Origin of the sequence: Azospirillum lipoferum 4B (assembly GCF_000283655.1) — a bacterium.
Taxonomy (GTDB): Bacteria; Pseudomonadota; Alphaproteobacteria; order Azospirillales; family Azospirillaceae; genus Azospirillum; species Azospirillum lipoferum_C.
Genome location: NC_016622.1, coordinates 1,243,279 through 1,264,781, shown reverse-complemented (window position 1 = coordinate 1,264,781; position 21,503 = coordinate 1,243,279). Strand labels below are relative to the sequence as shown.

Below are 21,503 nucleotides of genomic sequence, written 5' to 3'. Positions count from 1 at the left end.
AGCACTTCACACACAGAGGAAAAAGCCCGATGCCGACCATCAACATCCAGCTTTTCGAAGGCCGCACGGTCGAGCAGAAGCGCGAATACGCCAAGGCGTTGACCGAAGCGACCGTGAAGGTTCTCGGCTGCTCGCCCTCGGCGGTGGACATCATCTTCCAGGACGTGAAGAAAAGCGATTGGGCCAGCGGCGGGGAGCTGTGGTCGGACAAGACCTGACCCGCCCCTGCCTCACCCAGGCCCGCAGGGCGTCACGCCGGTTGCGTCGCCCTGCCCGGCCCATACAGCTGGGCTGCCCGCGTCTCGAAGGCCTGCACCATGCGGCGCACCGCCTCGTTGAACAGCAGGCCCATGATCTTCTGCAGCATCTTCGAGCGGAATTCGAAATCGACGAAAAAGTCGACGCAGCAGCCGCCGGGATGATCGTTGAAGATCCAGTGGTTGTTCAGGTACTGGAACGGCCCGTCGGTGTACTGCACGTCGATGCGGCAAGCGGATTCGTTCAGCTCCACCCGCGAGGTGAAGCGTTCGCGGACCATCTTGAAACCGATGATCAGGTCCGCGAACATGACGTTTCCTTCGCGCTTGCGGATGCGGGCCGCCAGGCACCAGGGCAGAAACTCCGGATACTTCTCCACGTCGGCGACAAGGTCGTACATCTGCCGGGGGGTGTAGGGAAGAACCTTCTGTTCCGCGTGCGTGGGCATGCCCGTACCATTTCCTTTGTTATTGAACCGCCTGCATCAGGCGGCCGCGGCCCCCAACTTGCGCAGCCGGGCTTCGCGCAGCTTCTCGAAATCCGCACCCGCATGATAGGACGAGCGCGTCAGCGGCGACGAGGCCACCAGCAGGAAGCCCTTGCCGCGGCCAACAGTGGAATAACCGTCGAACTCCTCAGGAGTCACGAAGCGATCCACCGCCGCATGCTTGGGCGTTGGCTGGAGATACTGCCCAATCGTCAGAAAGTCCACATCGGCGGAGCGCAGATCGTCCATCACCTGCCCGATCTCCTCCTTCGTCTCGCCCAGCCCGACCATCAGGCCCGACTTGGTGAAGATCGTCGGATCCAGCTCCTTCACCCGCGCCAGCAGCTGCAGCGAGGCGAAATAGCGCGCACCCGGACGGATGTTGGGGTACAGGCGCGGAACCGTCTCCAGATTGTGGTTGAAGACGTCGGGCTTGGCCTCCACCACCACCTCGACGGCGCCCTTCTTCTTCTGGAAGTCGGGGGTCAGGATTTCGATGGTCGTCGTCGGCGACGCGGCGCGGACGGCGCGGATGGTGCGGGCGAAATGCTCGGCACCGCCGTCGGCCAGATCGTCGCGGTCGACGGAGGTGATGACGACGTGGCTGAGCTTCAGCCTGCCGACAGCCTCGGCCACATTGTCCGGCTCATGCGGGTCCAGCAGGTCCGGACGCCCGGTCTCGACATTGCAGAAGGCGCAGCCGCGCGTGCAGATGGAGCCCAGGATCATGAAGGTGGCGTGCTTGTGCTTCCAGCACTCCCCGATGTTCGGGCAGGCGGCCTCCTCGCACACGGTGTTCAGCTTCAGCCCGCGCATCAGCTGCCGGGTCTCGTTGTATTCCTGGCTCATCGGCGCCTTGACCCGGATCCAGGCCGGTTTGCGCTGGATCGGATTGTCGGGCTTATGGGCCTTCTCGGGGTGGCGCAGCTTCTCGGTCTGGTCGACGAGGGTCATGGTCTAAAGCTCCCGATGGCCGACGCGATGCCCCGGCCCCGACAATAGGTGCGATGAGGGTGTCAAACCCGCCATTCCGGCGGAAACAGCTCGGCCGGATAGGCCGGATCGAGCGCCTGGTCAAGCGTGAAAGGCGGCTCGACCGGGAAATGCCCATCGGGGACATCCGCCTCGACGGCGGCCCGCAGCCGGGCATCCGAGTAAACCTCGGCGAAGACATCGGCGATGTAGGGCCGGAGGCTGGGACTGTCCTTGATATCCTTGAGCAGCTTCTTGCGCTGCTCCCGGACGGTCAGGCGCCAGCCACGCTCGCACCGTTCCCGAAGGTCAGGACAGAACAACCATTTCAGCAAATGGACCAGCAGAACGCCAAGGCGACTGTCGATCTCGGACTTCTGGCTGCGGCCCATGCTCTCGATCTCCTCGGCGACGTTCTCCCAGTCGACCGGGGCGTTGTTCCGCTCGGCGCCCGCACGGCGAAGCTCCTGCGCCTGGGCTTGGGTCCAGGCGTAGAAATCCTCGTCATACGCGGCGCTGCTGCGGTCCATGGCTCCGTCCGGTCGGGAAAAACGTCACCTCGGAAAATCTTATTTAAAAGTGGATCGCCCGGCCATAGGCATCAAGGACCGACTCATGCATCATTTCCGACAGGGTCGGGTGCGGGAACACCGTGTGCATCAGCTCGGCCTCGGTCAGCTCCGACGACTTGGCGATGCCATAGCCCTGGATCAGCTCGGTCACTTCCGCGCCGATCATGTGGGCGCCCAGCATCTCGCCGGTCTTGGCGTCGAAGATGGTCTTGATCAGGCCTTCCGGCTCGCCGAGCGCGATGGCCTTGCCGTTGCCGACGAAGGGGAAGCGGCCGACCTTGATCTCGTAGCCGGCTTCCTTGGCCTTCTTCTCCGTCAGGCCGACCGACGCGATCTGCGGATGCGAGTAGGTGCAGCCCGGGATGTTGCGGACGTTCAGCGCATGCGGATGCTTGCCGGCGATGTGCTCGGCCACGATCACGCCTTCGTGGCTGGCCTTGTGGGCGAGCCAGGGGGCGCCGGTCACGTCCCCGATGGCGTACACGCCCGGCTCATCGGTCTCGCACATGCCGTTGGTCTGGATGTGGCCGCGGTCGGTCTTGACCTTGGTGTTCTCCAGCCCCAGCCCCTCGGTGTTCGGGCTGATGCCGACGGCAACGATGACGCGGTCGACCGTGATGTCCTCGGTCTTGCCGCCGGCCTCGACGGCCACGGTCACGCTGTCGGCGGCCTTGCGCAGGTTGCCGGCCTTGCCGCCGGTGATGATGCGCATGCCCTGCTTTTCGAAAGCCTTCCGGGCCATTGCGGAAATTTCCTCATCCTCTACCGGAAGGATGCGGTCCATCACCTCGACCACTGTAACTTTCGCGCCCAAGGCATTGTAGAAGCTGGCGAATTCGATTCCGATGGCACCGGACCCGATGACCAGCAGCGACTTCGGCATGGTGTCCGGAGTCATCGCCTTGCGATAGGTCCAGACCAGCTTGCCGTCATCCTCCAGGCCCGGCAGCGTGCGGGCACGGGCGCCGGTGGCGATGATGATGTGCTTGGCGCCGAAGGTGCCGACCGGGGCGTCGCCCTTGGTCACCGCCACCGTGCCCTTGCCGGCCAGCTTGGCCGAGCCTTCGATCACAGCGACCTTGTTCTTCTTCAGCAGATGCTTGACGCCGCCGTTCAGCTGGCCGGCGACCTTGCGCGAGCGGGCGACGACCTTGTCCAGGTCGAAGGACGGGTTCTGGATGACCAGGCCATAGTCGGCGGCATGCTTGGCGAGATGCAGGACCTCGGCCGAGCGCAGCAGCGCCTTGGTCGGGATGCAGCCCCAGTTCAGGCAGATGCCGCCCAGATTCTCACGCTCGATGACCGCGGTGTGCAGTCCCAGCTGCGCGGCGCGGATCGCCGCCACGTAACCGCCCGGCCCGCCGCCGATGACGATGACGTCGTAATTCATGTCGGCCAAGGGTGTTCTCCCCATTCAGGAGCGAGGCGCATCCTCGCGGCCGGCGGCAAAGATGCCTTCCTCGACCCGGCACGCCTCGTCGATGATCGTCTGGTACAGGGTGGCCATGAAGTCCGGATCCAGGCCGTAGGCAAGCCCCGCCTCGGCCGCCCGCCGTTTGACCGCTTCGACGCGGTCGGGCAGCACGGCCGGCAGGCCCTCCGCCATCTTCACCGCAGCGACGCGGTGGACGACGGACAGGCGCTTGCCCAGCAGCGCGACGATCTCGTCGTCGATGGCGTCGATCTCGGCGCGGAGCGGGGCAAGGCTTTTCGACATGGATCCGATCCTTCAAGCCGTCAGAGCAGCATCGAGAGCGGATCCTCGAGCAGCTTCTTCACCGCCGCAAGGAATTCCGCACCGACGGCGCCATCGGCCACGCGGTGGTCGAAGGTGCCGGTCAGGCTCATCACCGTGGCGATGGCCAGAGCGCCGTCCTTCACCACCGGGCGCTGCTCGCTGGCGCCGACCGCCAGGATGCAGGCCTGCGGCGGGTTGATGATCGCCTGGAACTGCTTGATCCCCATCATGCCCAGGTTGGAGATGGAGATGGTGCCGCCCTGATACTCTTCCGGCTTCAGCGCGTTGTCGCGCGCCTTCTTGGCCAGCGCCTTCATCTCGTTGGAGATGTCGGCCAGACCCTTGGTCTCCGCCTTCTTGACGATCGGGGTGATCAGCCCGGTCGGGGTGGCGACGGCAACCGACACGTCGGCATGCTGGAACTGCAGCATCGCCTCGTCGGTCCAGGCGGCGTTGATCGCCGGGACCTTCTTCAGCGCCAGCGCGACGGCACGGATGATGAAGTCGTTCACCGACAGCTTGTAGGCGTCGGAACGCCCGTTCAGCTCGGCGCGGACCTTCATCAGCGCGTCGATCTCGACATCCACCGTCAGGAAATAGTCGGGGACGGTGCGCTTCACCTCGCCCAGGCGCTTGGCGATGGTCTTGCGCATGCCGCTGTTGGGAACGGCGGTGTAGGCCATGCCCAGCTTGTCGGCGAGCGCCTTGGCATCCACACCCTCGGCCTTGGGCGCCGGGGCCGGAGCCGCGGCGGGAACCGGAGCGGCGGCGGTCGGAGCCGGGGCGGCAGCCGGAGCGACCGCGGCCTTGGCCGGACCGGCGGCCTTGGCGGCCTCCACGTCGGCCTTGACGATGCGGCCGTGCGGGCCGCTGCCCTTGACGGTCTTCAGGTCGACGCCGGCCTGTTCGGCGATGCGGCGCGCCAGCGGGCTGGCGAACACGCGCTCGCCCGAAGCCGCCGGGGCAGCAGCCGGAGCGGCGGCGGGGGCCGGAGCCGCGGCGGCCGGGGCAGCCGCCGGAGCGGGAGCCGCGGCAGGCGCAGCGGCCTGGGCAGGAGCAGCGGCCGGAGCGGATCCGGCCGAAGCCAGCGCGCTCTCGTCCTCGCCCTCTTCCAGCAGGATGGCGATGGGGGTGTTCACCGCCACGCCCTGGCTGCCGGCCGGGATCAGGATCTTGCCGATGCGGCCTTCATCGACCGCTTCGACTTCCATGGTGGCCTTGTCGGTCTCGATCTCGGCGAGCACGTCGCCGGACTTCACCGTGTCGCCTTCCTTCTTCAGCCACTTGGCGAGGTTGCCCTCGGTCATCGTGGGCGAGAGGGCGGGCATCAGAATCTGAACGGTCATCCTATCAGCCCTCCTCTCAACGATAGCAGGCTTGCTTGGCGGCCTTGACGATGTCGGCGACCTGCGGCAGCGCCAGCTTTTCCAGGTTGGCGGCGTAGGGCATCGGCACGTCCAGGCCGGCCACGCGGGCCACCGGCGCGTCGAGATAGTCGAACGCCTGCTCCATCATCAGCGCGCACATTTCCGAACCGATGCCGGCGAAGGGCCAGCCTTCCTCGACGGAAACGAGGCGGTTGGTCTTCTTGACGCTGTTGACGATGGTGGCGGTGTCCAGCGGACGGATCGTGCGCAGGTTGATGACCTCCGCGTCGATGCCTTCCTTCGCCAGCTCCTCGGCGGCGGCCAGCGCATGGCCGACCATGATCGAGAAGGCGGTGATCGTCACGTCCTTGCCGGCGCGCTCGATCTTGGCCTTGCCGATGGGCAGGACGAATTCCTCGTCCTCCGGCACCTCGAAGCTCTGGCCGTAGAGAATCTCGTTCTCCAGGAAGACGACCGGGTTCGGGTCGCGGATCGCCGCCTTCAGCAGGCCCTTGGCGTCGGACGCCGACCAGGGCGAGACCACCTTCAGGCCCGGGCAGTGGGCGTACCAGGAGGCATAGCACTGCGAATGCTGGGCGGCGACGCGGGCGGCGGCGCCGTTCGGGCCGCGGAAGACAATCGGGCTGCCCATCTGACCGCCGGACATGTAGAGCGTCTTGGCGGCGGAGTTGATGATGTGGTCGATCGCCTGCATGGCGAAGTTGAAGGTCATGAACTCGACGATCGGCTTCAGCCCCTTGAAGGAGGCGCCGACGCCCAGACCGGCGAAGCCGATCTCGGTGATGGGCGTGTCGATGACGCGACGCTCGCCGAATTCCTGCAGCAGGCCCTGGGTCACCTTGTAGGCGCCCTGGTACTGCGCGACCTCCTCGCCCATGACGAAGACCTTCTCGTCACGGCGCATTTCCTCGGCCATCGCGTCGCGCAGAGCCTCGCGGACCGTCTTCTTCACGGTCTTGGCGAAGAACCTGTCCTCGTCCGAATCCGGAACCGACACCGGGGCGGCCGGCACGGTGGGCGCCGGGGCCGGGGCAGCGGCCTGCACCGCCGACGGGGCGGCCTTGGTCTCTTCCGAAGCCGGGACGGCGTTGGTCGGGCCGGCGACGGCCGGGGCGTTGCCGCCCTTGGTCAGCGCGCTCTCGTCCTCGCCCTCTTCCAGCAGCACGGCGATGGGGGTGTTCACCGCGACGTTGTCGGTGCCTTCCGGCACCAGGATCCGGCCGATGCGGCCTTCATCGACCGCTTCGACTTCCATGGTGGCCTTGTCGGTCTCGATCTCGGCGAGCACGTCGCCGGACTTCACCGCGTCGCCTTCCTTCTTCAGCCATTTGGCCAGCTTGCCCTCGGTCATGGTGGGCGACAGGGCCGGCATCAGCACTTCGATCGGCATTCCTCAACCTCCGGCGGCGCGGGGAAACCGGTTGCCGCTCCCTGAAATGGGGGCAACCCGTTCCGGTCGGCGCCGCTCCTGCTTATCGTTGACGTCAGGACCAGACGGTGGATTCGACGATCAGGTCTCGACCAGGATGTCGGTCCACAGTTCCGACGGATCGGGCTCGGGGCTCTGCTGCGCGAACTCGGCCGATTCGGTGACGATCGCCTTCACCGCGCGGTCGATCTCCTTCAGCTTGTCCTCGTCGGCATGGCCGCCGGCCAGCAGCTTCGACTTCAGCTGGTCGATGGGATCGGACTCCGACCGCATCTTCTCGACCTCCTCCTTCGTCCGGTACTTGGCCGGATCGGACATGGAGTGGCTGCGGTAGCGGTAGGTCTTCATCTCCAGGATGACCGGGCCGTTGCCTTCGCGGATGTAATTCACCCACTGGTCGGCGGCGGCCTTCACCTCGAGCACGTCCATCCCGTTGACCTGATAGCCGGGGATGCCGTAGGCGGCGCCGCGCTGATGCAGCTCGCCGGCCGAGGCGCGCTCCTGCGAGGTGCCCATGGCGTATTTGTTGTTCTCGATGACGAACAGCACCGGCAGCTTCCAGAGGGCCGCCATGTTGAAGCTCTCGTACACCTGGCCCTGGTTGATGGCGCCGTCGCCGCAATAGACCGCGGAGACGCCGCCGTCATTGAGGTACTTGTGCGCGAAGGCCAGACCGGTGCCGAGCGGAACCTGGCCGCCGACGATGCCGTGGCCGCCGTAGAAGTTCTTCTCGCGGCTGAACATGTGCATCGAGCCGCCCTTGCCCTTGGAGTAGCCCCCGATGCGGCCGGTCAGCTCGGCCATCACGCCCTTGGCCTCCATGCCGCAGGCCAGCATGTGGCCGTGGTCGCGGTAGCTGGTGATGACGGTGTCGCCATCCTTCAGGGCGGCCTGCACGCCAACCACGACGGCTTCCTGGCCGATATACAGATGGCAGAAGCCGCCGATCAGGCCCATGCCGTACAGCTGGCCCGCCTTCTCTTCGAAGCGGCGGATCAGCAGCATCTCGCGGTAATAATGAAGAAGCTCTTCGGAAGAGACGGCTTGAGCGGGCGCGGTGTCGGTCTGCGCCTTGGTCGGACGGCGTCGGGACGCGGCCATGATTCCTCCCCAGGGTTCAAGCGGCATTGGGCCTTAGAACAACCCTTGCCGCCACGCGTTGCGGGCATGAGAAAAACCCGCACCGGAAGCGAATATGGCGCGCACACTACACGAGCTTTACAGCCCGCGCAAATATCTGTTTTTGCAGCGCTATTTTCGATTAACCGAATTTCGGTTAATCAGCTGATTTCCCCTTACTTCTGCACCGAACCCCCTTCTGGGTCGGCCAGTTTGGGCAGCTTCACGATGACGTCGCGCGGGTTGGAAAAATTCAGCATCAGCCGAGCCCGCTCCTCCAGCATGTCGCGGTCCAGCCCGTCGCCGCGCAGAAGCTGGGCGCGCCGTTCCATCTCCTCCCGTTCGGTGCGGAGCTGGTTCAGGACCTCTTCGGCCTGGGCGATCTCCCCCTGGATCTGCTTCATCGCCACCAGCCCGCGATCGCCATGGATCGCGTAGTAGGCGAAATAGGCGACCACGCAGGCGCACAGCGCCGGCATGATGGCTTGGCGGATCGCGCTCTTGGCAGCGCGGGCGAGCGTGTCGGTGAAGTCGGCGATCATCGTCATGGTCGGAGGATGGAATCACAGCGACTTTCCACCGGTCAAACGAAAAAGATGGAACAGGCAAGTCGCAAAAGTGTCGTGTTCTTTGCGCAACCCAGTAATGGGCACCGACCACGCCCGCGCCACAAGTTGCCAGAACGTTCCGTGAAAGTTCTCCTTACCCGCCGGCAGGACAAGCCCGGCGCTCCCTCGGGTGCGCCCTTCCCTGCGGCCGGACGGCACCCACTCGGTATAGTGCCAAGGGGAAATGGAATGAAACCGGCGGTGGCGTGTTTCGACCCACACACGGCGTTGCCGGAGCCGTACCGGGGTTTGTGAAAGCGCTCCCGGTTGCCGGCTTGCAGAGCGGCGCCGCCCAATGGCTGAGGAGATGCACTCCATGCGCAGCAAGTTTCTGATCGCGGCCCTTCCCGCCCTGCTTCTGGGGCTGGCGGCCTGCGACGACCAGAACGCCCAGAACTCCAACGCGGCGAACGAGACCAGCCCGACCACCAGCAGCGGGTCCAGCAGCGACTCCACCACGGTCCCGCCGCCCTCCACCGGTGTGCCGGTTCAAGGCGGTACCTCCGGCAATTCGATGAACGAGACCAGCGGCGCCACCACCACGGTGCCGGGCGGCTCTACGGCCGGCGGGTCTGCCGGTGGCGGCGCCAGCACCGGCGGCTCGGCCACCCCGTCCGGCGGCCAGTAAGCCGGCGGTCAGCAAATGCCCTTCTCCCCTTGCGGGAGAAGGGTTGGGATGAGGGGTGCAGGCTGCTGAAATCCATTGAAAATCAGAGGTATGCCACCCCTCACCCCAACCCCTCTCCCGCAGGGGGAGAGGGGCTTTGTCAACGGCCGGACCTTAGTCACACATCGACCACCCGCCGCCCTTCCGCGGCCGCGCCGGTGCTGCCCGGTTCGAAGGCGATGCCCTTCACCAGCGCCACCACGGGGCGGCCGGGCGTCAGGTCCAGTTCCCGGACGGCCGCGCGGGTGATGCGCGCGATCAGGAAGGAGCCGCCCACCGCCAGCCGCACGTCGGCGGAGGACGGTCCCGACCCGGCGACCTCCACCACCGTCGCCGCCAGCGCATTCCGTACGCTGACGCCGACCGGCTGCTGCAGGGCGACGATGACGTCGCGGGCATGGATGTGCAGGCGCACCGAGGCGCCCGGCGCACGCTCCACCCGCGGCACGGTCAGATGCCCGCCGTCGAAGGCCAGCACGGTCAGCCCATCGTCGGGGATATGGCGCTCCACCGTCAGGTCCAGCACGGCACCGGCGTCCTGCGCGCCGGTTACCGCCGACAGGTCGAGCCGGCCCATCACCGTGCCCACCGGCCCCACGGCCCGCACCCTGCCCTCCCCGATCAGCACCATGGTGGTGGCGAGCCGCACGACCTCGTCCAGCGCGTGGCTGACCATGACGATGGGGATGTTCATCTCGTCGCGCAGCCGCTCGATGTAGGGCATGATCTCCGCCTTGCGAGCGGCGTCGAGCGAGGCCATCGGCTCGTCCATCAGCAGCAGGCGCGGCTGGGCCAGCAGGGCGCGCCCGAAGGCGACGCGCTGCTTCTCGCCGCCGGACAGCCCGCGCGGGCGGCGGTCCAGCAGATGGCCCAACCCCAGCAACTCCACGACCGGACCGAAGGCGATGTGCCGCTCTGCGGCCGGCACGCGGCGCAGGCCGAATTCCAGGTTGCTGCGCACCGTCATGTGCGGAAACAGCCGCGCATCCTGGAAGACATAGCCGATGCGCCGCTTTTCCACCGGCACGTCGATGCGCCGCGCGCTGTCGAAGAACACGGTATCGCCGATGCGGATGCGCCCGGCATCGGGCCGCGTCAGCCCGGCGATGGCGTTGATGACGGAGGTCTTGCCGGAACCGGAGCGGCCGAACAGGGCCGTCACCCCGCGCTCCTCGGCGGTGAAGGCGATGTCGAGCGTGAAGGCGCCAAGCGTCTGGCGGATCGCAAGGTCGATCATGGTCAAGTCTGCCCGATCAGCCGGCGGACCCGGTGCGCCAGGAACTCCGACAGCATCAGCGCGACAAGGGCGACGCCGAAGGAAATCGACGCCAGCCGCGCCGCCACCGCGTCGCCGCCCGGTTCCTGGGTGGCGGCATAGATCGCCAGCGGCAGGGTCTGCGTCTGGCCGGGGATGTTGGAGACGAAGGTGATGACCGCCCCGAACTCCCCCATCGCCGCGGCGAAGGCGACGATGACACCCGAAAGCAGCCCCGGCGCCATCAGCGGCAGCAGGATGGTGAAGAAGCGGTCGACCGGCCCGGCGCCCAGGGTGCGCGCCGCCGCCTCCAGCCCGCCGTCGATGGCCTCGACCGACAGGCGGATGGCGCGCACCATCAGCGGGAAGGACGTCACGGCGACCGCCAGGGAGGCGCCTTCCGCCGTGAAGATCAGCTTGATGCCGAAGGTCTGATACAGCCAGCCGCCGACCACCCCCTTGGTCCCCATGGTCACCAGCAGGATATAGCCGGTGACCACCGGCGGCAGGACCAGCGGAAGATGGACCAGCCCATCGACCAGCGTCTTGCCCGGAAAGCTATAGCGCCCGAGCACCCAGGCGGCGAGCACGGCAACCGGCAACCCCAACGCGATGGCGACGCCCGCGACACGCAGGCTCAGCAGCAACGCGGTGGTCTCCATCGGCGTCAGGATATCCATGCCGCAGAGCTTACGGTGCTTTGGGAGCCGGAACGAAGCCGAATTCCTTCCACACCGCCATCCCCTCCGGCGACTTCATATAGTCGAGGAAAGCGGCGCCGCCGGGGCTCTTGGACGCTGCCACCAGCGCGGCCGGATAGATGATTGCCGGATAGCTGTCCGGCGGGAACACGGCGGCGACCTCCACCCCCGGATCGATGGCGGCATCGGTGCGATAGACGATGCCCATCGGCACCTCGCCCCGGCTGACCAGCACCAGCGCCGCCCGCACGCTGTCGGCCCGCGCCAGCCGCGGCTCGACCGCTTTCCACTGGCCGAGAGACTCCAATGCCGCCTTGGCGTACTTCCCGACCGGAACGTTCGACGGGTCGCCGGTGGCCAGCCGTCCGTCGCCCAGCTGCTCCGCCAGCTTGCCGCCCTTCGACAGGTCCGGCTTCAGCGCGGTCCCCTTCGGCACCACCACCACCAGCTCGTTCCCCAGCAGGTTGGTGCGGCTGTCGGCCACGATCAGATTGCGCTGCTGCAGATAATCCATCCAGTCGAGATCGGCCGAGATGAAGATGTCGGCCGGCGCGCCATTCTCGATCTGCTTGGCAAGGGCCGAGGACGCGGCGAAGGACGAGGTCACCGACAGGCCGGACTTCGCCTTGAACTGCGACGCAAGCTTGTCCACCGCATTCTTGGTGGAGGCGGCGGCCAGAACCAGCACGTCCTGCGCCATCGCCGCCGGGGCCGCAAGGGTCAGGCCGAAACCCAACACCGCCGCCGATATCGCCAGCCTGAACCCGCTCCGCCCCAGGATCGAACGCACACCGACCATCGCCACCTCCTGCCATGCTTGACGGCCACCCTATATACAGATGGATACAGCGCTTCGCGGTTGCGGTAAAGCGCAAACGCCCGGGTTCGCGCTTGCGGGACCCTGCGGAGAGGTCCGCTGCAATTCACATCATGTCATGACTTGCCGCGCCGGCCCGTGATAGGAAGTGCGGCGAATCGGACCCGGTCCCAGCCCTCCCTCTGCTTCAGGAACTTCCCATGCGCGCCGTGAAGATTTCCCCCTCGATTCTCTCCGCCGACTTCGCCCGGCTGGGCGAGGAGGTCCGCGCGGTCGATGCCGCCGGCGCCGACTACATCCACATCGACGTGATGGACGGCCATTTCGTCCCGAACATCACCATCGGGCCGGGCGTGGTGAAGGCGTTGCGGCCGCATTCCGCCAAGGTCTTCGACGTCCATCTGATGATCTCGCCGGTGGATCTGTTCATCCCGGACTTCGCCAAGGCCGGTGCCGACATCATCACCGTCCATCCGGAAGCCGGGCCGCACCTGCACCGCACCATCCAGCTGATCAAGTCGCTGGGCAAGAAGGCCGGCGTGTCGCTGAACCCGGCCACCCCGGTTGATGCCATCCAGCATGTGCTGGAGGACATCGACCTCGTGCTGGTGATGACGGTCAACCCCGGCTTCGGCGGCCAGAGCTTCATCAAGAGCCAGCTGCCGAAGATCCGCGACCTGCGCGCCCGGATCGACGCGCTGGGCAAGCAGATCGACCTGGAGGTCGACGGCGGCATCAACCCGGAAACCGCCCGTCTGGCGATCGAGGCCGGCGCCGATGTCCTGGTCGCCGGTACCGCCACCTTCACCGGCGGTCCGGACCGGTATGCCGCCAACATCAGCGCCCTGCGCTGAGCCGCGACTGAGAACAGGCACGGCCCCGCGCCGCCCCCATGGGGAGCGGTGCGGGGCTTTTCCTTTTTCGGCCTGACAGTTCGGCCGCACCAGTGGGCGCTGGCGGGATTCGGGCGGTGTTGCCCTGATTGGCCATGCTGCCGCCAGCAATGCCGGTGGTCAAATTCCGGCTGCCCAAAAGAGCATTGTGCCAAAAGATCCGCCGGGAAAGAGAACCAATCGCCTCGTTGCCCGTTATTGGGCATGGGAAGACGGTCCCGCAACGGAAGGGAAAACAACCATGGGCATTCTCTGGACGATCATCATCGGCTTCATCGCCGGCATCGTCGCCAAGTTCCTGATGCCGGGTCGCGATCCGGGCGGCTTCATCATCACCACGCTGCTGGGCATCGCGGGTGCCTTCGTCGCGACATATCTGGGCGCCGCCGTCGGCTGGTACCGGCCGGGTGAAGGAGCGGGATTCATCGGCGCCATCGTCGGCGCGATCGTCATCCTTGCCATCTACCGCATGATCGCCGGCCGCCGGCACACGGTATGACGGGCGACGATTGACGGAGACGGCTTGCCTGAAAGCCGCCTTACGCAAAAAGGGACCATCGGATCGCCGGCGGTCCCTTTTTCCATGGGCTTGATCGGTCGGCGGCGCTCAGGCCAGGGCCACCGGCTGCGGCATGAAGATGGCGCGGGAAATCGCCGCCTGGATGCCCGCGTTGGTGAAGGGTTTGCGCACGATCTGCCCCAGATGGCGGGCGTCCAACGCGCGGATGTCGTCGTCGAAGGCGGTGACGAAGATGGTGCGCAGGTCACGCACGCGCTTCAGCCGGCGGGCGACCTCGATCCCGCTGCCGCCATCGGCCAGCCGGACGTCCAGCAGGGCCAGCGTCGGCTTCTCCGCCTTCAGCAGGGCCAGCGCCTCCGTCTCGTTGCCGGCGGTGCCGCAGACGACATGGCCCATGTCGGCCACCAGTTCCCCCAGCTCCATCGCCAGCAGGGCGTTGTCCTCGACCACCATGACCCGTTGCACCATCGCGGAGCGCACGCGGGCGCGGGCGGCCTTCAGCCGGTCGATGGACTCACCCGCCGGAAGCTGCAGAACCTTCGCCGCCTGCCGGATGCTCAACCCCTCCAGCGCGGTCAGCAGATACAGGCGGCGGTCGGCCTCCGGCAGGTCCGCCAGGGCGCGCTCGATGGGGTGGGGTGACCGCAGCGGCCGGCCGGGCGGGCCGAATTCCTCCGGAGAACGGTCGAACAGCAGGTTCAGCAGCGCATACATCGACAGCCGCGAACCATCGCCGCCGCGATCCAGGCCGAACCGCGACGGTGCCATCACCGCCGCTTCGACACAGCGGGTCACCAGCGCGTCGCCACGGTCGGTGGCACCCGTCAGCGCCCGCGCATAGCGGCGCAGGATCGGCACCACCTCGAACAGTTCACATTCGTAAACGAGCATACCCGTGACTCCGCTCCCTGCCGGGAGTTGCCGTTCTTGGGATTCAGCCGCTCCGATCGTTCGCCGGGGATACCTGCCGGCCTGTGGAGGTCGTTATACGTCTTGGCCGAATCCTATCATGCCAATCGGTGCGGTCGAATGGGAAATGGGGGTGCGCAAAGCAAACGAACGGCGACAACCCGACGGTCAGCGCCACAGGGCCAGAACCGAACGGCAAACTCCGGTTGACCGAAAGGCCATCCGTTCACTTCGCCTTCTCGCGCAGCTGGCGCGAGCGCCATTGCCAGGGCTTCTCCACCTGCCCGGCCCACAGCCCCATACGCTTGCTCTGGGCATAGGCTTCGCCCTTCTGGTAGACGGGCGACAGGCTGGCATATTGAAAGGCCCAGCCGCGCGACACCATCGCCGCCCCCAGATCGACCCCGCGCACCCGGCATTCGCCCTTTTTCTCGCCGGTGCGGTCCTGTTCGGTGACGGTGCAGATCACCTCCTCGCCCTTCACCATGTTGGCGAGCACGGCGGTGGCGACCTTGAAGCAGTCGAGTTCATGGCCGTAGCGGTTCTTGCATTTCTGCCCCGGATCGGGCGCGTCGATGCCCATCAGCCGCACCGCCGTGCCATTGACGGTCAGCAGATCCCCCTCTACCGCCATGGCGGACCCCTTGAGGGTCTGGTCCGGCGTGTTGGCGATTGGGCCGCGCCCCTTGGCAGCCTGGTTGGTCTGGGCCATGGCAGGACCGGCGAGAACCAGACCGCAGAGCAGGAACGGGGCGATTCCCTTCACCGGAACCGCCTCAGAACAGGCTCGGCTGATCATCGTCAGGCTTCCCCTTGGCCGGTTTCGTGACGGCCGCCGCCTCTTCCGGCGGATCCAGGCAGGAACAGTCGTCGTTGCGCACGCTGTTCACCCGCGGCCCCACCGGAACCACATCCAGCCAGTCGTCCGGCGCCGAACGGATCAGCCCCTCCACCACCGGCAGCGGGGTCGCCGGGTCGAGCCATGCGTCCCAGTCGGCGGGGGCGAGCACCACCGGCATGCGGTCGTGCAGGAAGGACAGGCCGGCGTTGGTCGCCGTCGTCACCACCGTCGCGGTTTCCAGCGGCGGGTCCAGCGGTGCCGCGCCCTTCGGTCCGCGCCAGCGTTCCCACAGCCCGGCCAGCGCGAACAGGCCGCGGTCGCGGCGGCGGATGACATGCCCCTGCTTGCGCGGCTTCGCCCCCTCCCCCACGCTGGTCCATTCATAGAATCCGTCCAGCGGGATCAGGCAGCGGCGCTTGCGGAAGGCGTCGCGGAAGGCCGGCTTATCCGCCACCGATTCGCCGCGGGCGTTGATCATCCGTCCGCCGATGGACGGATCGTCGGCCCAGGGCGGCACCAGCCCCCAGCGGACCATCGACAGATGACGACCGTCCTCTTCGCGCCGGATCACGGGGATGTCCTGCGTCGGGGCGATGTTCCAGCGCGGCATCAAGTTCGGCCGTTCGGGCACGCCGAACAGGCGCTGGACCTCGCTGACCGGGGTGGTGAGTAGCATGCGTCCACACATGCGGGGGAATATGGTCCCTGCGGATTGCCGGCGCCAGTCCGCAATGGCAGTGCTGCCGGCCACCGCCGGGGGTTTTCCTGACGCTTTAGCCAGCCTATCTTCGCGGAGCACAACAATCGCATCGAACCGGAAGGCGGGAGTTCACCCATGAAGTTCGGCATCGGACAGGCGGTTCCGCGCACCGAAGACGCCCGGCTGCTGACCGGCGGCGGCCGCTATACCGACGACGTGTCTCTTCCCGGACAGGCCTATGCGGCCTTCGTCCGCTCCCCCCATGCCTTCGCCGCCATCGGATCGGTCGATGCGTCGGACGCGCTGGCGCAGCCCGGAGTGCTGGCGGTCTACACCGTCGCCGACCTGGATGCCGAGAATGTCGGCATGATCCCCTGTCAGGCGGCGCTGAAGCAGCGTGACGGATCGAACTATGTCCGCACGCCGCGCCCGGCGCTGGCCCGCGGCTTCGTCCGCCATGTCGGCGATCCGGTCGCCATGGTGGTGGCGGAGACGCTGGAGGCCGCGCGCGAGGCGGCCGAACTGGTGATGGTCGATTACGAGGACCGCGATTCCGTCACCGGAACGCTGGATGCGCTGGAGCCCGGCCGTCCGCTGGTGTGGGACGCGGCGCCGAACAACCTCTGCTTCGACTGGGACACCGGCGACGAGGCGGCGGTGGAGGCGGCGCTCGCCGGCGCCCACCGCGTGGTGGAGCTGGAACTGGTCAACAACCGCGTCGTCGCCAACCCGATGGAGGGCCGCGCCTGCGTCGCCGGGGTCGAATCCGGTGCCGACGGCGCGCCCGGCCGGCTGCTGATCTATGTCACCAGCCAGGGCGTCCACGGCCTGCAGAAGCAGTTCGCCAAGATCCTGAACGAGCCGGACTCCCGCATCCGCGTGCTGACAACCGATGTCGGCGGCGGCTTCGGCATGAAGCTGTTCAACTATCCGGAATATGTCGCCTGCCTGTTCGCCGCCCGCCAGCTGAACCGTGCGGTGAAATGGGCCGCCGACCGCATCGAGGGCTTCATCAGCGACGACCACGGCCGCGACCATGTCAGCAAGGCGCGTCTGGCGCTCGACGCCGACGGCCGCTTCCTGGGCCTGCGGGTGGACACCGTCGCCAATCTCGGCGCCTACCTGTCCAACTACGGCCCCTTCATCCCGACCGATGCCGGATCGGCGATGCTGGTGGGCTCCTACCGCACGCCGGCGGTCTATGTGCGGGTGAAGGGCGTCTTCACCAACACCCAGCCGGTCGACGCCTATCGCGGCGCCGGGCGGCCGGAAGCCGCCTATCTGCTGGAACGGCTGATCGACCATGCCGGGCGGGTCACCGGCCTCGGCCCGGCGGAGATCCGGCGGCGCAACTTCATCCCGCCCAGTGCCATGCCCTACGCCACGCCGATGGGGCAGGTCTACGACACCGGCGACTTCGCTCAGAATCTTGAGGACGGGCTGATCCTCGCCGACATGGCCGGCCTGCCCGCCCGCAAGGCGGCGGCCAAGGCCCGCGGCAAGCTGCGCGGCGCCGGCTTGGCCACCTATATCGAGGCCTGCTCGGGCGGCGGGCCGGAGCAGGCGACCGTCCAGGTCAACGGCGACGGCAAGGTCGTGCTGATGATCGGCACCCAGACCAACGGCCAGGGCCACGAGACCGCCTACAAGCAGATCCTCGCCGACCGGCTGGGCGTCCCGCCGGAGGATGTCGAGGTTGTGCAGGGCGACACCGACCGCGTCAGCTGGGGCTCCGGCACCGGCGGCTCGCGCTCGGTCCCGGTCGGCGGTTCGGCGCTGGCGGAGGGGGCGGCCAAGGTGGTGAAGGCCGCCACGGCCGTCGCCGCCGACCTGCTGGAGACCGCCGAGGTCGACGTCGCGTTCGCCGACGGCCGCTTCACCGTCGTCGGCACCGACCGCGCGGTGTCGCTGAAGGAGGTCGCGGCCAAGGCCGCCGAGGGTGGCGCCGGCATCGCCTTTTCCGAGATGGCGCGCTGGACTCCGCCGGCCAGCACCTTCCCCAACGGCTGCCACGTCGCGGAGGTGGAGGTCGATCCCGCCACCGGCGTGATCGAGGTGGTGCGCTACAGCGTCGTCGACGATTTCGGCACGGTCATCAACCCGATGCTGGTGATCGGCCAGATCCACGGCGGCGTCGCCCAGGGGCTGGGTCAGGCCCTGCAGGAACGGGTGGTGTTCGATCCCGACAGTGGGCAGCTGCTGTCCGGGTCCTTCATGGACTACCAGATGCCGCGCGCGGTCGACATGCCGCCGATCGAGGTGAAGCTGAACAGCGTTCCCAGCACCACCAACATGCTGGGCATGAAGGGCGCGGGCGAGGCCGGGGCCATCGGCGCGCCGCCGGCGATCATCAATGCGGTGGTCGATGCGCTGTCCGACCTCGGCATCACCCACATCGACATGCCGGCGACGCCGGAAGCCGTGTGGACGGCAATCCGCGGCGCCGAAACGCGCTTGGCGGCGGAATAGGCCGTTCTCACCACCCTGCTGTGGGCATAAGGGCAAGTACCAGTCGGAAGGTGTGGCAATTGCCGCACCTCCGTCTGATGAAAACCGTGGCATTGTCGCTTACCTATGCGGCGTAGTTACTGGGCGGACGAGGGTAAGGCGATGGTGTTTGGGGACGGCGGGTGTGGCGGACAGTGCGCGGACAGGCTCGATATGGACTTCACGATGGCGTTCCAGCCCATCGTCGATGTCTCCAGTGGTGCCGTCTGGGCGCATGAGGCGCTGGTCCGCGGCACCGCCGGCCAGGGTGCCGGCTGGGTTCTGGGGCAGGTGACCGATGCCACCCGCTATGCCTTCGACCAGTCCTGCCGCGTCAAGGCAATCGAGCTGGCCTCGACCCTGCCGATGAACGGCGCCCGCCTGTCGATCAACTTCCTGCCGAATGCAGTCTACAAGGCGGAGGCCTGCATCCGCACGACCCTGGCCGCCGCCCGCCGCACCGGCTTCCCCACCGACCGCATCGTCTTCGAGGTGACGGAGAACGAGCGGGTGGTGGACCACGACCACCTGAAAAGCATTTTCAACGAATACAAGCGCCAGGGCTTCCTGACCGCCATCGACGATTTCGGCTCCGGCTATTCCGGATTGAACCTGCTGGCCGAATTCCAGCCCGACATCATCAAGCTGGACATGGAACTGACCCGCAGCATCGACACCGAGCGGGCACGGCGCAGCATCGTCAAGGCCATCCTGTCGGTGTGCGAGGATCTCGCCATCACCCCCATCGCCGAAGGCATCGAGACGGCCGACGAGGCGAAGACCCTGCGCGATCTGGGCGTCACCCTGATGCAGGGCTATCTGTTCGCCAAGCCGGCCTTCGAGGCGGTGGTGACCGATCCGGAACTGTCGATGCTGGCGGCTTAAGACCGCACCGGCGCCGTCATGTAGCTCATCCCACCGCCGTAGCTCTCCAACTTCGCCGCCAGTGCCGGTCCGCCGTCCCGGTAGGACATGAATCCGACCCGGTCCCAATAGCTCCGCGCGCCCGGCGTCGAGGTCAGCGCCAGCCACCTCCAGCCCTCCCGTGCCGCCAGCCCGTGCGCATAGGCCAGCACCGCCGCGCCCAGCCCCGTGCCGCGCGCCTCCGGCAGCAGCGCGATGTCGTGCAGGTAAAGGCAGTCCGCATCCGGCGGCAATTCCCCCAGCGGCGTGTCGAGGGGCGGCGGGACGCCCAGCTTGCCCGGATGCATCACGCCATAGCCGATGGTCTCGCCGCGGCATTCCGCCACGCGGCAACCGGCGGGATAAAGCGCCAGCCTCTCTTCGAACACGCTGCGGTCCTCCGGGTAGGCCGGATGCACGATGTCCGCAATGGCAAGCAGCCGGTCCAGATCGGACGCCGTCATAGCACGCCATAGGGCCGATGCGCCTGCACCGACCACCCGCCAACCCTCCGACCGCTCCTGCACCGTCATCCGCCTTCTCCGTTCCACACCCGTTCAAAAGCTTCCGGCCCGCTGGCGGGCACGGTATGCTGACCGATCATACCAAAGGGAGTTCACCCCATGCCCGATGCCGCTGTGGCGAGCCTGCTGCCGACGGTCCGCACCATCGCCCATGAGGCCGGTCAGGTCATCCTGCGCTTTTACAACGACGGCATCGACGTCGCCACCAAGGTCGACGGCAGCCCTGTCACGCAGGCCGATCAGGCGGCGGAGGCGGTGATCATCCCGGCCCTGCACCACCTTTTGCCCGGCGTGCCGGTTGTGGCGGAGGAGGCCGTGGCCGCCGGCCACCGGCCCGACATCTCCGGCGGACGCTTCTGGCTGGTCGATCCGCTCGACGGCACCAAGGAGTTCATCTCCCGCAACGGCGAGTTCACGGTGAACATCGCGCTGATCGAGAATGGCGCGCCGGTGCTGGGCGTCGTCTATGCGCCTGCCACCGGCGACATGTACACCGCGGCCGGCCCCGGCACCGCGGTCCATTGCGCGGAAGGGAGGCACGACCACGCCATCTCCGTCCGCAACCCGCCGCCCGACGGGCTGACCGTCGTCGCCAGCCGCTCGCACGGCAGCGGGTCGGCCTTGGACGAGTTCCTCGGCCAGTTCACCGTCAAGGATCGGGTGTCCTGCGGCAGCTCGCTGAAGTTCTGCACGGTCGCCAGCGGCAAGGCCGATCTCTATCCGCGCTTCGGACCGACCAGCGAGTGGGACACCGCCGCCGGCCATGCCGTGCTGATCGGCGCCGGTGGCCGGGTGGAGCAGCCGGACGGCTCGCCGATCGTCTATGGCAAGGACGACATCCGTAACCCGAACTTCGTCGCCTACGGCTGGAAATGACCTCTTCCGTTACGTGTCTGGGCGAGGCGGCGACCGCGGTGCTGACCACCGCGGCGCCGCTGGAGAAAGTGCGCCTGACCCGCCTTCACGCCACCGCTTGGCGCGACGGCCTGCTGTCGCCCGACGTGCCGACGCCGCCGCCCGACCGCCCTGCCCGTCCCGACCGGCCGGAGTTGAAGCTTCCGCGCGACATGCCCAAGCGCGGGCGCGGCGGCAGCGCGCAGAACCGCATCGCCCTGCTGCACGCGCTGGCGCACATCGAACTGAACGCCATCGACCTCGCCTGGGACATCGTCGCCCGATTCGCGCATCTCGGCATGCCGAAGGGCTTCACCGACGACTGGGTCCAGGTGGCTGACGACGAGGCGCGGCATTTCCAGATGCTGGAGACTCGGCTGAACGCCCTGGGCTCCTCCTACGGCGATCTTCCGGCCCATGACGGGCTGTGGCAGGCAGCGACGGAGACCGCCCACGACCTCGCCGCCCGGCTGGCGGTGGTGCCGATGGTGCTGGAGGCGCGCGGGCTGGACGTGACGCCCGAGACGGTGCGCCGCCTGCGCGATTTCGGCGACGCGGAGAGCGCCGACCTGCTGCAGACCATCCATGACGAGGAAATCGGCCATGTCGCCGCCGGCCGCCGCTGGTTCGTCCATCTCTGCGCCGAGCGCGGGGCGGAGCCGGTCGCCCTGTGGCAGGAGCTGGTCGGACGCCATTTTCGCGGCGGATTGAAGCGCCCCTTCAACGTCACCAGCCGCCAACTCGCCGGTTTCGGCCCGGAATATTACGAGCCGATCACGCCCGAAATTGACCGCAAGCCGGAAACCCGGTAAGGCGCTGCA

General features: G+C 67.4%; 24 protein-coding genes. 8 read left to right on the top strand and 16 right to left on the bottom strand.

Annotated features, from left to right (window positions below):
- The first annotated feature begins 29 nt into the window (after positions 1-29).
- Positions 30-218, top strand: a complete 189-nt coding sequence (locus AZOLI_RS05805) for a 4-oxalocrotonate tautomerase (RefSeq protein WP_014247666.1) — start codon at positions 30-32, stop codon at positions 216-218.
- Positions 219-250: 32 nt separating this feature from the next.
- On the opposite strand, the gene AZOLI_RS05800 is transcribed toward AZOLI_RS05805, so the two are convergent.
- From AZOLI_RS05800 to AZOLI_RS05760, 9 genes are all read right to left on the bottom strand, one after another.
- Complete coding sequence (locus AZOLI_RS05800) at positions 251-706, bottom strand: type II toxin-antitoxin system RatA family toxin (protein ID WP_014247665.1); 456 nt, start codon at positions 704-706, stop codon at positions 251-253.
- Positions 707-742: 36 nt separating this feature from the next.
- The gene (gene lipA / locus AZOLI_RS05795; protein ID WP_014247664.1) at positions 743-1,699 is read right to left on the bottom strand and encodes a lipoyl synthase; all 957 of its coding nucleotides are present in this window, start codon (positions 1,697-1,699) and stop codon (positions 743-745) included.
- 62 nt (positions 1,700-1,761) lie between these two features.
- Positions 1,762-2,247, bottom strand: coding sequence for a DUF29 domain-containing protein (locus tag AZOLI_RS05790; RefSeq protein ID WP_014247663.1), 486 nt, complete (start codon positions 2,245-2,247; stop codon positions 1,762-1,764).
- 43 nt (positions 2,248-2,290) lie between these two features.
- Entirely contained in the window at positions 2,291-3,688 is a 1,398-nt protein-coding gene (lpdA, locus tag AZOLI_RS05785) for a dihydrolipoyl dehydrogenase (RefSeq protein ID WP_014247662.1), read from the bottom strand.
- A gap of 15 nt (positions 3,689-3,703) precedes the next feature.
- Complete coding sequence (locus tag AZOLI_RS05780; RefSeq protein WP_014247661.1) at positions 3,704-4,006, bottom strand: chorismate mutase; 303 nt, start codon at positions 4,004-4,006, stop codon at positions 3,704-3,706.
- 20 nt (positions 4,007-4,026) lie between these two features.
- Positions 4,027-5,373 (bottom strand): pyruvate dehydrogenase complex dihydrolipoamide acetyltransferase, encoded by a 1,347-nt coding sequence (locus AZOLI_RS05775; RefSeq protein WP_014247660.1) that lies wholly within the window; start codon positions 5,371-5,373, stop codon positions 4,027-4,029.
- Positions 5,374-5,389: 16 nt separating this feature from the next.
- Entirely contained in the window at positions 5,390-6,805 is a 1,416-nt protein-coding gene (locus tag AZOLI_RS05770) for a pyruvate dehydrogenase complex E1 component subunit beta (protein ID WP_014247659.1), read from the bottom strand.
- Positions 6,806-6,925: 120 nt separating this feature from the next.
- The gene (pdhA, locus tag AZOLI_RS05765; RefSeq protein ID WP_014247658.1) at positions 6,926-7,945 is read right to left on the bottom strand and encodes a pyruvate dehydrogenase (acetyl-transferring) E1 component subunit alpha; all 1,020 of its coding nucleotides are present in this window, start codon (positions 7,943-7,945) and stop codon (positions 6,926-6,928) included.
- Between the two features lie 194 nt (positions 7,946-8,139).
- Positions 8,140-8,511: an FtsB family cell division protein gene (locus AZOLI_RS05760; protein WP_014247657.1), complete on the bottom strand. Its 372-nt coding sequence runs from the start codon at positions 8,509-8,511 to the stop codon at positions 8,140-8,142.
- Positions 8,512-8,887: 376 nt separating this feature from the next.
- Here AZOLI_RS05760 and AZOLI_RS05755 point away from each other — a divergent pair, with 376 nt between their 5' ends.
- The gene (locus tag AZOLI_RS05755) at positions 8,888-9,199 is read left to right on the top strand and encodes a hypothetical protein (protein WP_014247656.1); all 312 of its coding nucleotides are present in this window, start codon (positions 8,888-8,890) and stop codon (positions 9,197-9,199) included.
- 157 nt (positions 9,200-9,356) lie between these two features.
- Here the strand turns inward: AZOLI_RS05755 and modC are convergent, their stop codons facing one another.
- The 3 genes from modC to modA are packed head-to-tail and all read right to left on the bottom strand — an operon-like array spanning position 9,357 to position 11,993.
- Positions 9,357-10,475, bottom strand: a complete 1,119-nt coding sequence (gene modC / locus AZOLI_RS05750; RefSeq protein ID WP_044549778.1) for a molybdenum ABC transporter ATP-binding protein — start codon at positions 10,473-10,475, stop codon at positions 9,357-9,359.
- A gap of 2 nt (positions 10,476-10,477) precedes the next feature.
- Entirely contained in the window at positions 10,478-11,173 is a 696-nt protein-coding gene (gene modB, locus AZOLI_RS05745) for a molybdate ABC transporter permease subunit (protein ID WP_014247654.1), read from the bottom strand.
- 10 nt (positions 11,174-11,183) lie between these two features.
- Positions 11,184-11,993 carry a molybdate ABC transporter substrate-binding protein gene (gene modA / locus AZOLI_RS05740; protein ID WP_014247653.1) on the bottom strand — a complete coding sequence of 270 codons (810 nt, stop codon included), beginning with the start codon at positions 11,991-11,993 and terminating at the stop codon, positions 11,184-11,186.
- A 218-nt stretch (positions 11,994-12,211) separates the two neighbouring features.
- Between modA and rpe the strand changes: the two genes are divergently transcribed.
- On the top strand, positions 12,212-12,865 hold the full coding sequence (rpe, locus tag AZOLI_RS05735; protein WP_014247652.1) for a ribulose-phosphate 3-epimerase: 654 nt from the start codon (positions 12,212-12,214) through the stop codon (positions 12,863-12,865).
- Positions 12,866-13,145: 280 nt separating this feature from the next.
- Complete coding sequence (locus AZOLI_RS05730; protein ID WP_014247651.1) at positions 13,146-13,403, top strand: GlsB/YeaQ/YmgE family stress response membrane protein; 258 nt, start codon at positions 13,146-13,148, stop codon at positions 13,401-13,403.
- A 108-nt stretch (positions 13,404-13,511) separates the two neighbouring features.
- On the opposite strand, the gene AZOLI_RS05725 is transcribed toward AZOLI_RS05730, so the two are convergent.
- From AZOLI_RS05725 to AZOLI_RS05715, 3 genes are all read right to left on the bottom strand, one after another.
- Entirely contained in the window at positions 13,512-14,315 is an 804-nt protein-coding gene (locus AZOLI_RS05725) for a response regulator (protein WP_014247650.1), read from the bottom strand.
- Positions 14,316-14,559: 244 nt separating this feature from the next.
- Complete coding sequence (locus AZOLI_RS05720) at positions 14,560-15,099, bottom strand: thermonuclease family protein (RefSeq protein WP_244442531.1); 540 nt, start codon at positions 15,097-15,099, stop codon at positions 14,560-14,562.
- Between the two features lie 10 nt (positions 15,100-15,109).
- Positions 15,110-15,850: an SOS response-associated peptidase gene (locus AZOLI_RS05715; RefSeq protein ID WP_014247647.1), complete on the bottom strand. Its 741-nt coding sequence runs from the start codon at positions 15,848-15,850 to the stop codon at positions 15,110-15,112.
- A 159-nt stretch (positions 15,851-16,009) separates the two neighbouring features.
- Between AZOLI_RS05715 and AZOLI_RS05710 the strand changes: the two genes are divergently transcribed.
- Complete coding sequence (locus tag AZOLI_RS05710) at positions 16,010-18,343, top strand: xanthine dehydrogenase family protein molybdopterin-binding subunit (protein ID WP_014247646.1); 2,334 nt, start codon at positions 16,010-16,012, stop codon at positions 18,341-18,343.
- Positions 18,344-18,535: 192 nt separating this feature from the next.
- Positions 18,536-19,246: an EAL domain-containing protein gene (locus AZOLI_RS05705; RefSeq protein WP_014247645.1), complete on the top strand. Its 711-nt coding sequence runs from the start codon at positions 18,536-18,538 to the stop codon at positions 19,244-19,246.
- Here AZOLI_RS05705 and AZOLI_RS05700 read toward each other — a convergent pair.
- Positions 19,243-19,797, bottom strand: a complete 555-nt coding sequence (locus tag AZOLI_RS05700; protein WP_014247644.1) for a GNAT family N-acetyltransferase — start codon at positions 19,795-19,797, stop codon at positions 19,243-19,245. The genes AZOLI_RS05705 and AZOLI_RS05700 overlap by 4 nt on opposite strands.
- A 90-nt stretch (positions 19,798-19,887) precedes the next feature.
- Between AZOLI_RS05700 and cysQ the strand changes: the two genes are divergently transcribed.
- Together cysQ and AZOLI_RS05690 are read left to right on the top strand one after the other, a co-directional pair.
- The gene (cysQ, locus tag AZOLI_RS05695) at positions 19,888-20,664 is read left to right on the top strand and encodes a 3'(2'),5'-bisphosphate nucleotidase CysQ (protein WP_014247643.1); all 777 of its coding nucleotides are present in this window, start codon (positions 19,888-19,890) and stop codon (positions 20,662-20,664) included.
- The gene (locus AZOLI_RS05690; RefSeq protein ID WP_014247642.1) at positions 20,661-21,494 is read left to right on the top strand and encodes a ferritin-like domain-containing protein; all 834 of its coding nucleotides are present in this window, start codon (positions 20,661-20,663) and stop codon (positions 21,492-21,494) included. The genes cysQ and AZOLI_RS05690 overlap by 4 nt, the downstream gene beginning before the upstream one ends.
- Positions 21,495-21,503: the final 9 nt, after the last annotated feature.

What these genes read in the sequence shown, in the direction of transcription:
- AZOLI_RS05805 (WP_014247666.1), top strand. Translation starts at nt 30, where the DNA reads ATGCCGACCATCAACATCCAGCTTTTCGAAGGCCGCACGGTCGAGCAG.
- AZOLI_RS05800 (WP_014247665.1), bottom strand. Translation starts at nt 706, where the DNA reads ATGCCCACGCACGCGGAACAGAAGGTTCTTCCCTACACCCCCCGGCAG.
- lipA (WP_014247664.1), bottom strand. Translation starts at nt 1,699, where the DNA reads ATGACCCTCGTCGACCAGACCGAGAAGCTGCGCCACCCCGAGAAGGCC.
- AZOLI_RS05790 (WP_014247663.1), bottom strand. Translation starts at nt 2,247, where the DNA reads ATGGACCGCAGCAGCGCCGCGTATGACGAGGATTTCTACGCCTGGACC.
- AZOLI_RS05780 (WP_014247661.1), bottom strand. Translation starts at nt 4,006, where the DNA reads ATGTCGAAAAGCCTTGCCCCGCTCCGCGCCGAGATCGACGCCATCGAC.
- AZOLI_RS05775 (WP_014247660.1), bottom strand. Translation starts at nt 5,373, where the DNA reads ATGACCGTTCAGATTCTGATGCCCGCCCTCTCGCCCACGATGACCGAG.
- AZOLI_RS05770 (WP_014247659.1), bottom strand. Translation starts at nt 6,805, where the DNA reads ATGCCGATCGAAGTGCTGATGCCGGCCCTGTCGCCCACCATGACCGAG.
- pdhA (WP_014247658.1), bottom strand. Translation starts at nt 7,945, where the DNA reads ATGGCCGCGTCCCGACGCCGTCCGACCAAGGCGCAGACCGACACCGCG.
- AZOLI_RS05760 (WP_014247657.1), bottom strand. Translation starts at nt 8,511, where the DNA reads ATGACGATGATCGCCGACTTCACCGACACGCTCGCCCGCGCTGCCAAG.
- AZOLI_RS05755 (WP_014247656.1), top strand. Translation starts at nt 8,888, where the DNA reads ATGCGCAGCAAGTTTCTGATCGCGGCCCTTCCCGCCCTGCTTCTGGGG.
- modC (WP_044549778.1), bottom strand. Translation starts at nt 10,475, where the DNA reads ATGATCGACCTTGCGATCCGCCAGACGCTTGGCGCCTTCACGCTCGAC.
- modB (WP_014247654.1), bottom strand. Translation starts at nt 11,173, where the DNA reads ATGGATATCCTGACGCCGATGGAGACCACCGCGTTGCTGCTGAGCCTG.
- modA (WP_014247653.1), bottom strand. Translation starts at nt 11,993, where the DNA reads ATGGTCGGTGTGCGTTCGATCCTGGGGCGGAGCGGGTTCAGGCTGGCG.
- rpe (WP_014247652.1), top strand. Translation starts at nt 12,212, where the DNA reads ATGCGCGCCGTGAAGATTTCCCCCTCGATTCTCTCCGCCGACTTCGCC.
- AZOLI_RS05730 (WP_014247651.1), top strand. Translation starts at nt 13,146, where the DNA reads ATGGGCATTCTCTGGACGATCATCATCGGCTTCATCGCCGGCATCGTC.
- AZOLI_RS05725 (WP_014247650.1), bottom strand. Translation starts at nt 14,315, where the DNA reads ATGCTCGTTTACGAATGTGAACTGTTCGAGGTGGTGCCGATCCTGCGC.
- AZOLI_RS05715 (WP_014247647.1), bottom strand. Translation starts at nt 15,850, where the DNA reads ATGCTACTCACCACCCCGGTCAGCGAGGTCCAGCGCCTGTTCGGCGTG.
- AZOLI_RS05710 (WP_014247646.1), top strand. Translation starts at nt 16,010, where the DNA reads ATGAAGTTCGGCATCGGACAGGCGGTTCCGCGCACCGAAGACGCCCGG.
- AZOLI_RS05705 (WP_014247645.1), top strand. Translation starts at nt 18,536, where the DNA reads ATGGACTTCACGATGGCGTTCCAGCCCATCGTCGATGTCTCCAGTGGT.
- AZOLI_RS05700 (WP_014247644.1), bottom strand. Translation starts at nt 19,797, where the DNA reads ATGACGGTGCAGGAGCGGTCGGAGGGTTGGCGGGTGGTCGGTGCAGGC.
- cysQ (WP_014247643.1), top strand. Translation starts at nt 19,888, where the DNA reads ATGCCCGATGCCGCTGTGGCGAGCCTGCTGCCGACGGTCCGCACCATC.
- AZOLI_RS05690 (WP_014247642.1), top strand. Translation starts at nt 20,661, where the DNA reads ATGACCTCTTCCGTTACGTGTCTGGGCGAGGCGGCGACCGCGGTGCTG.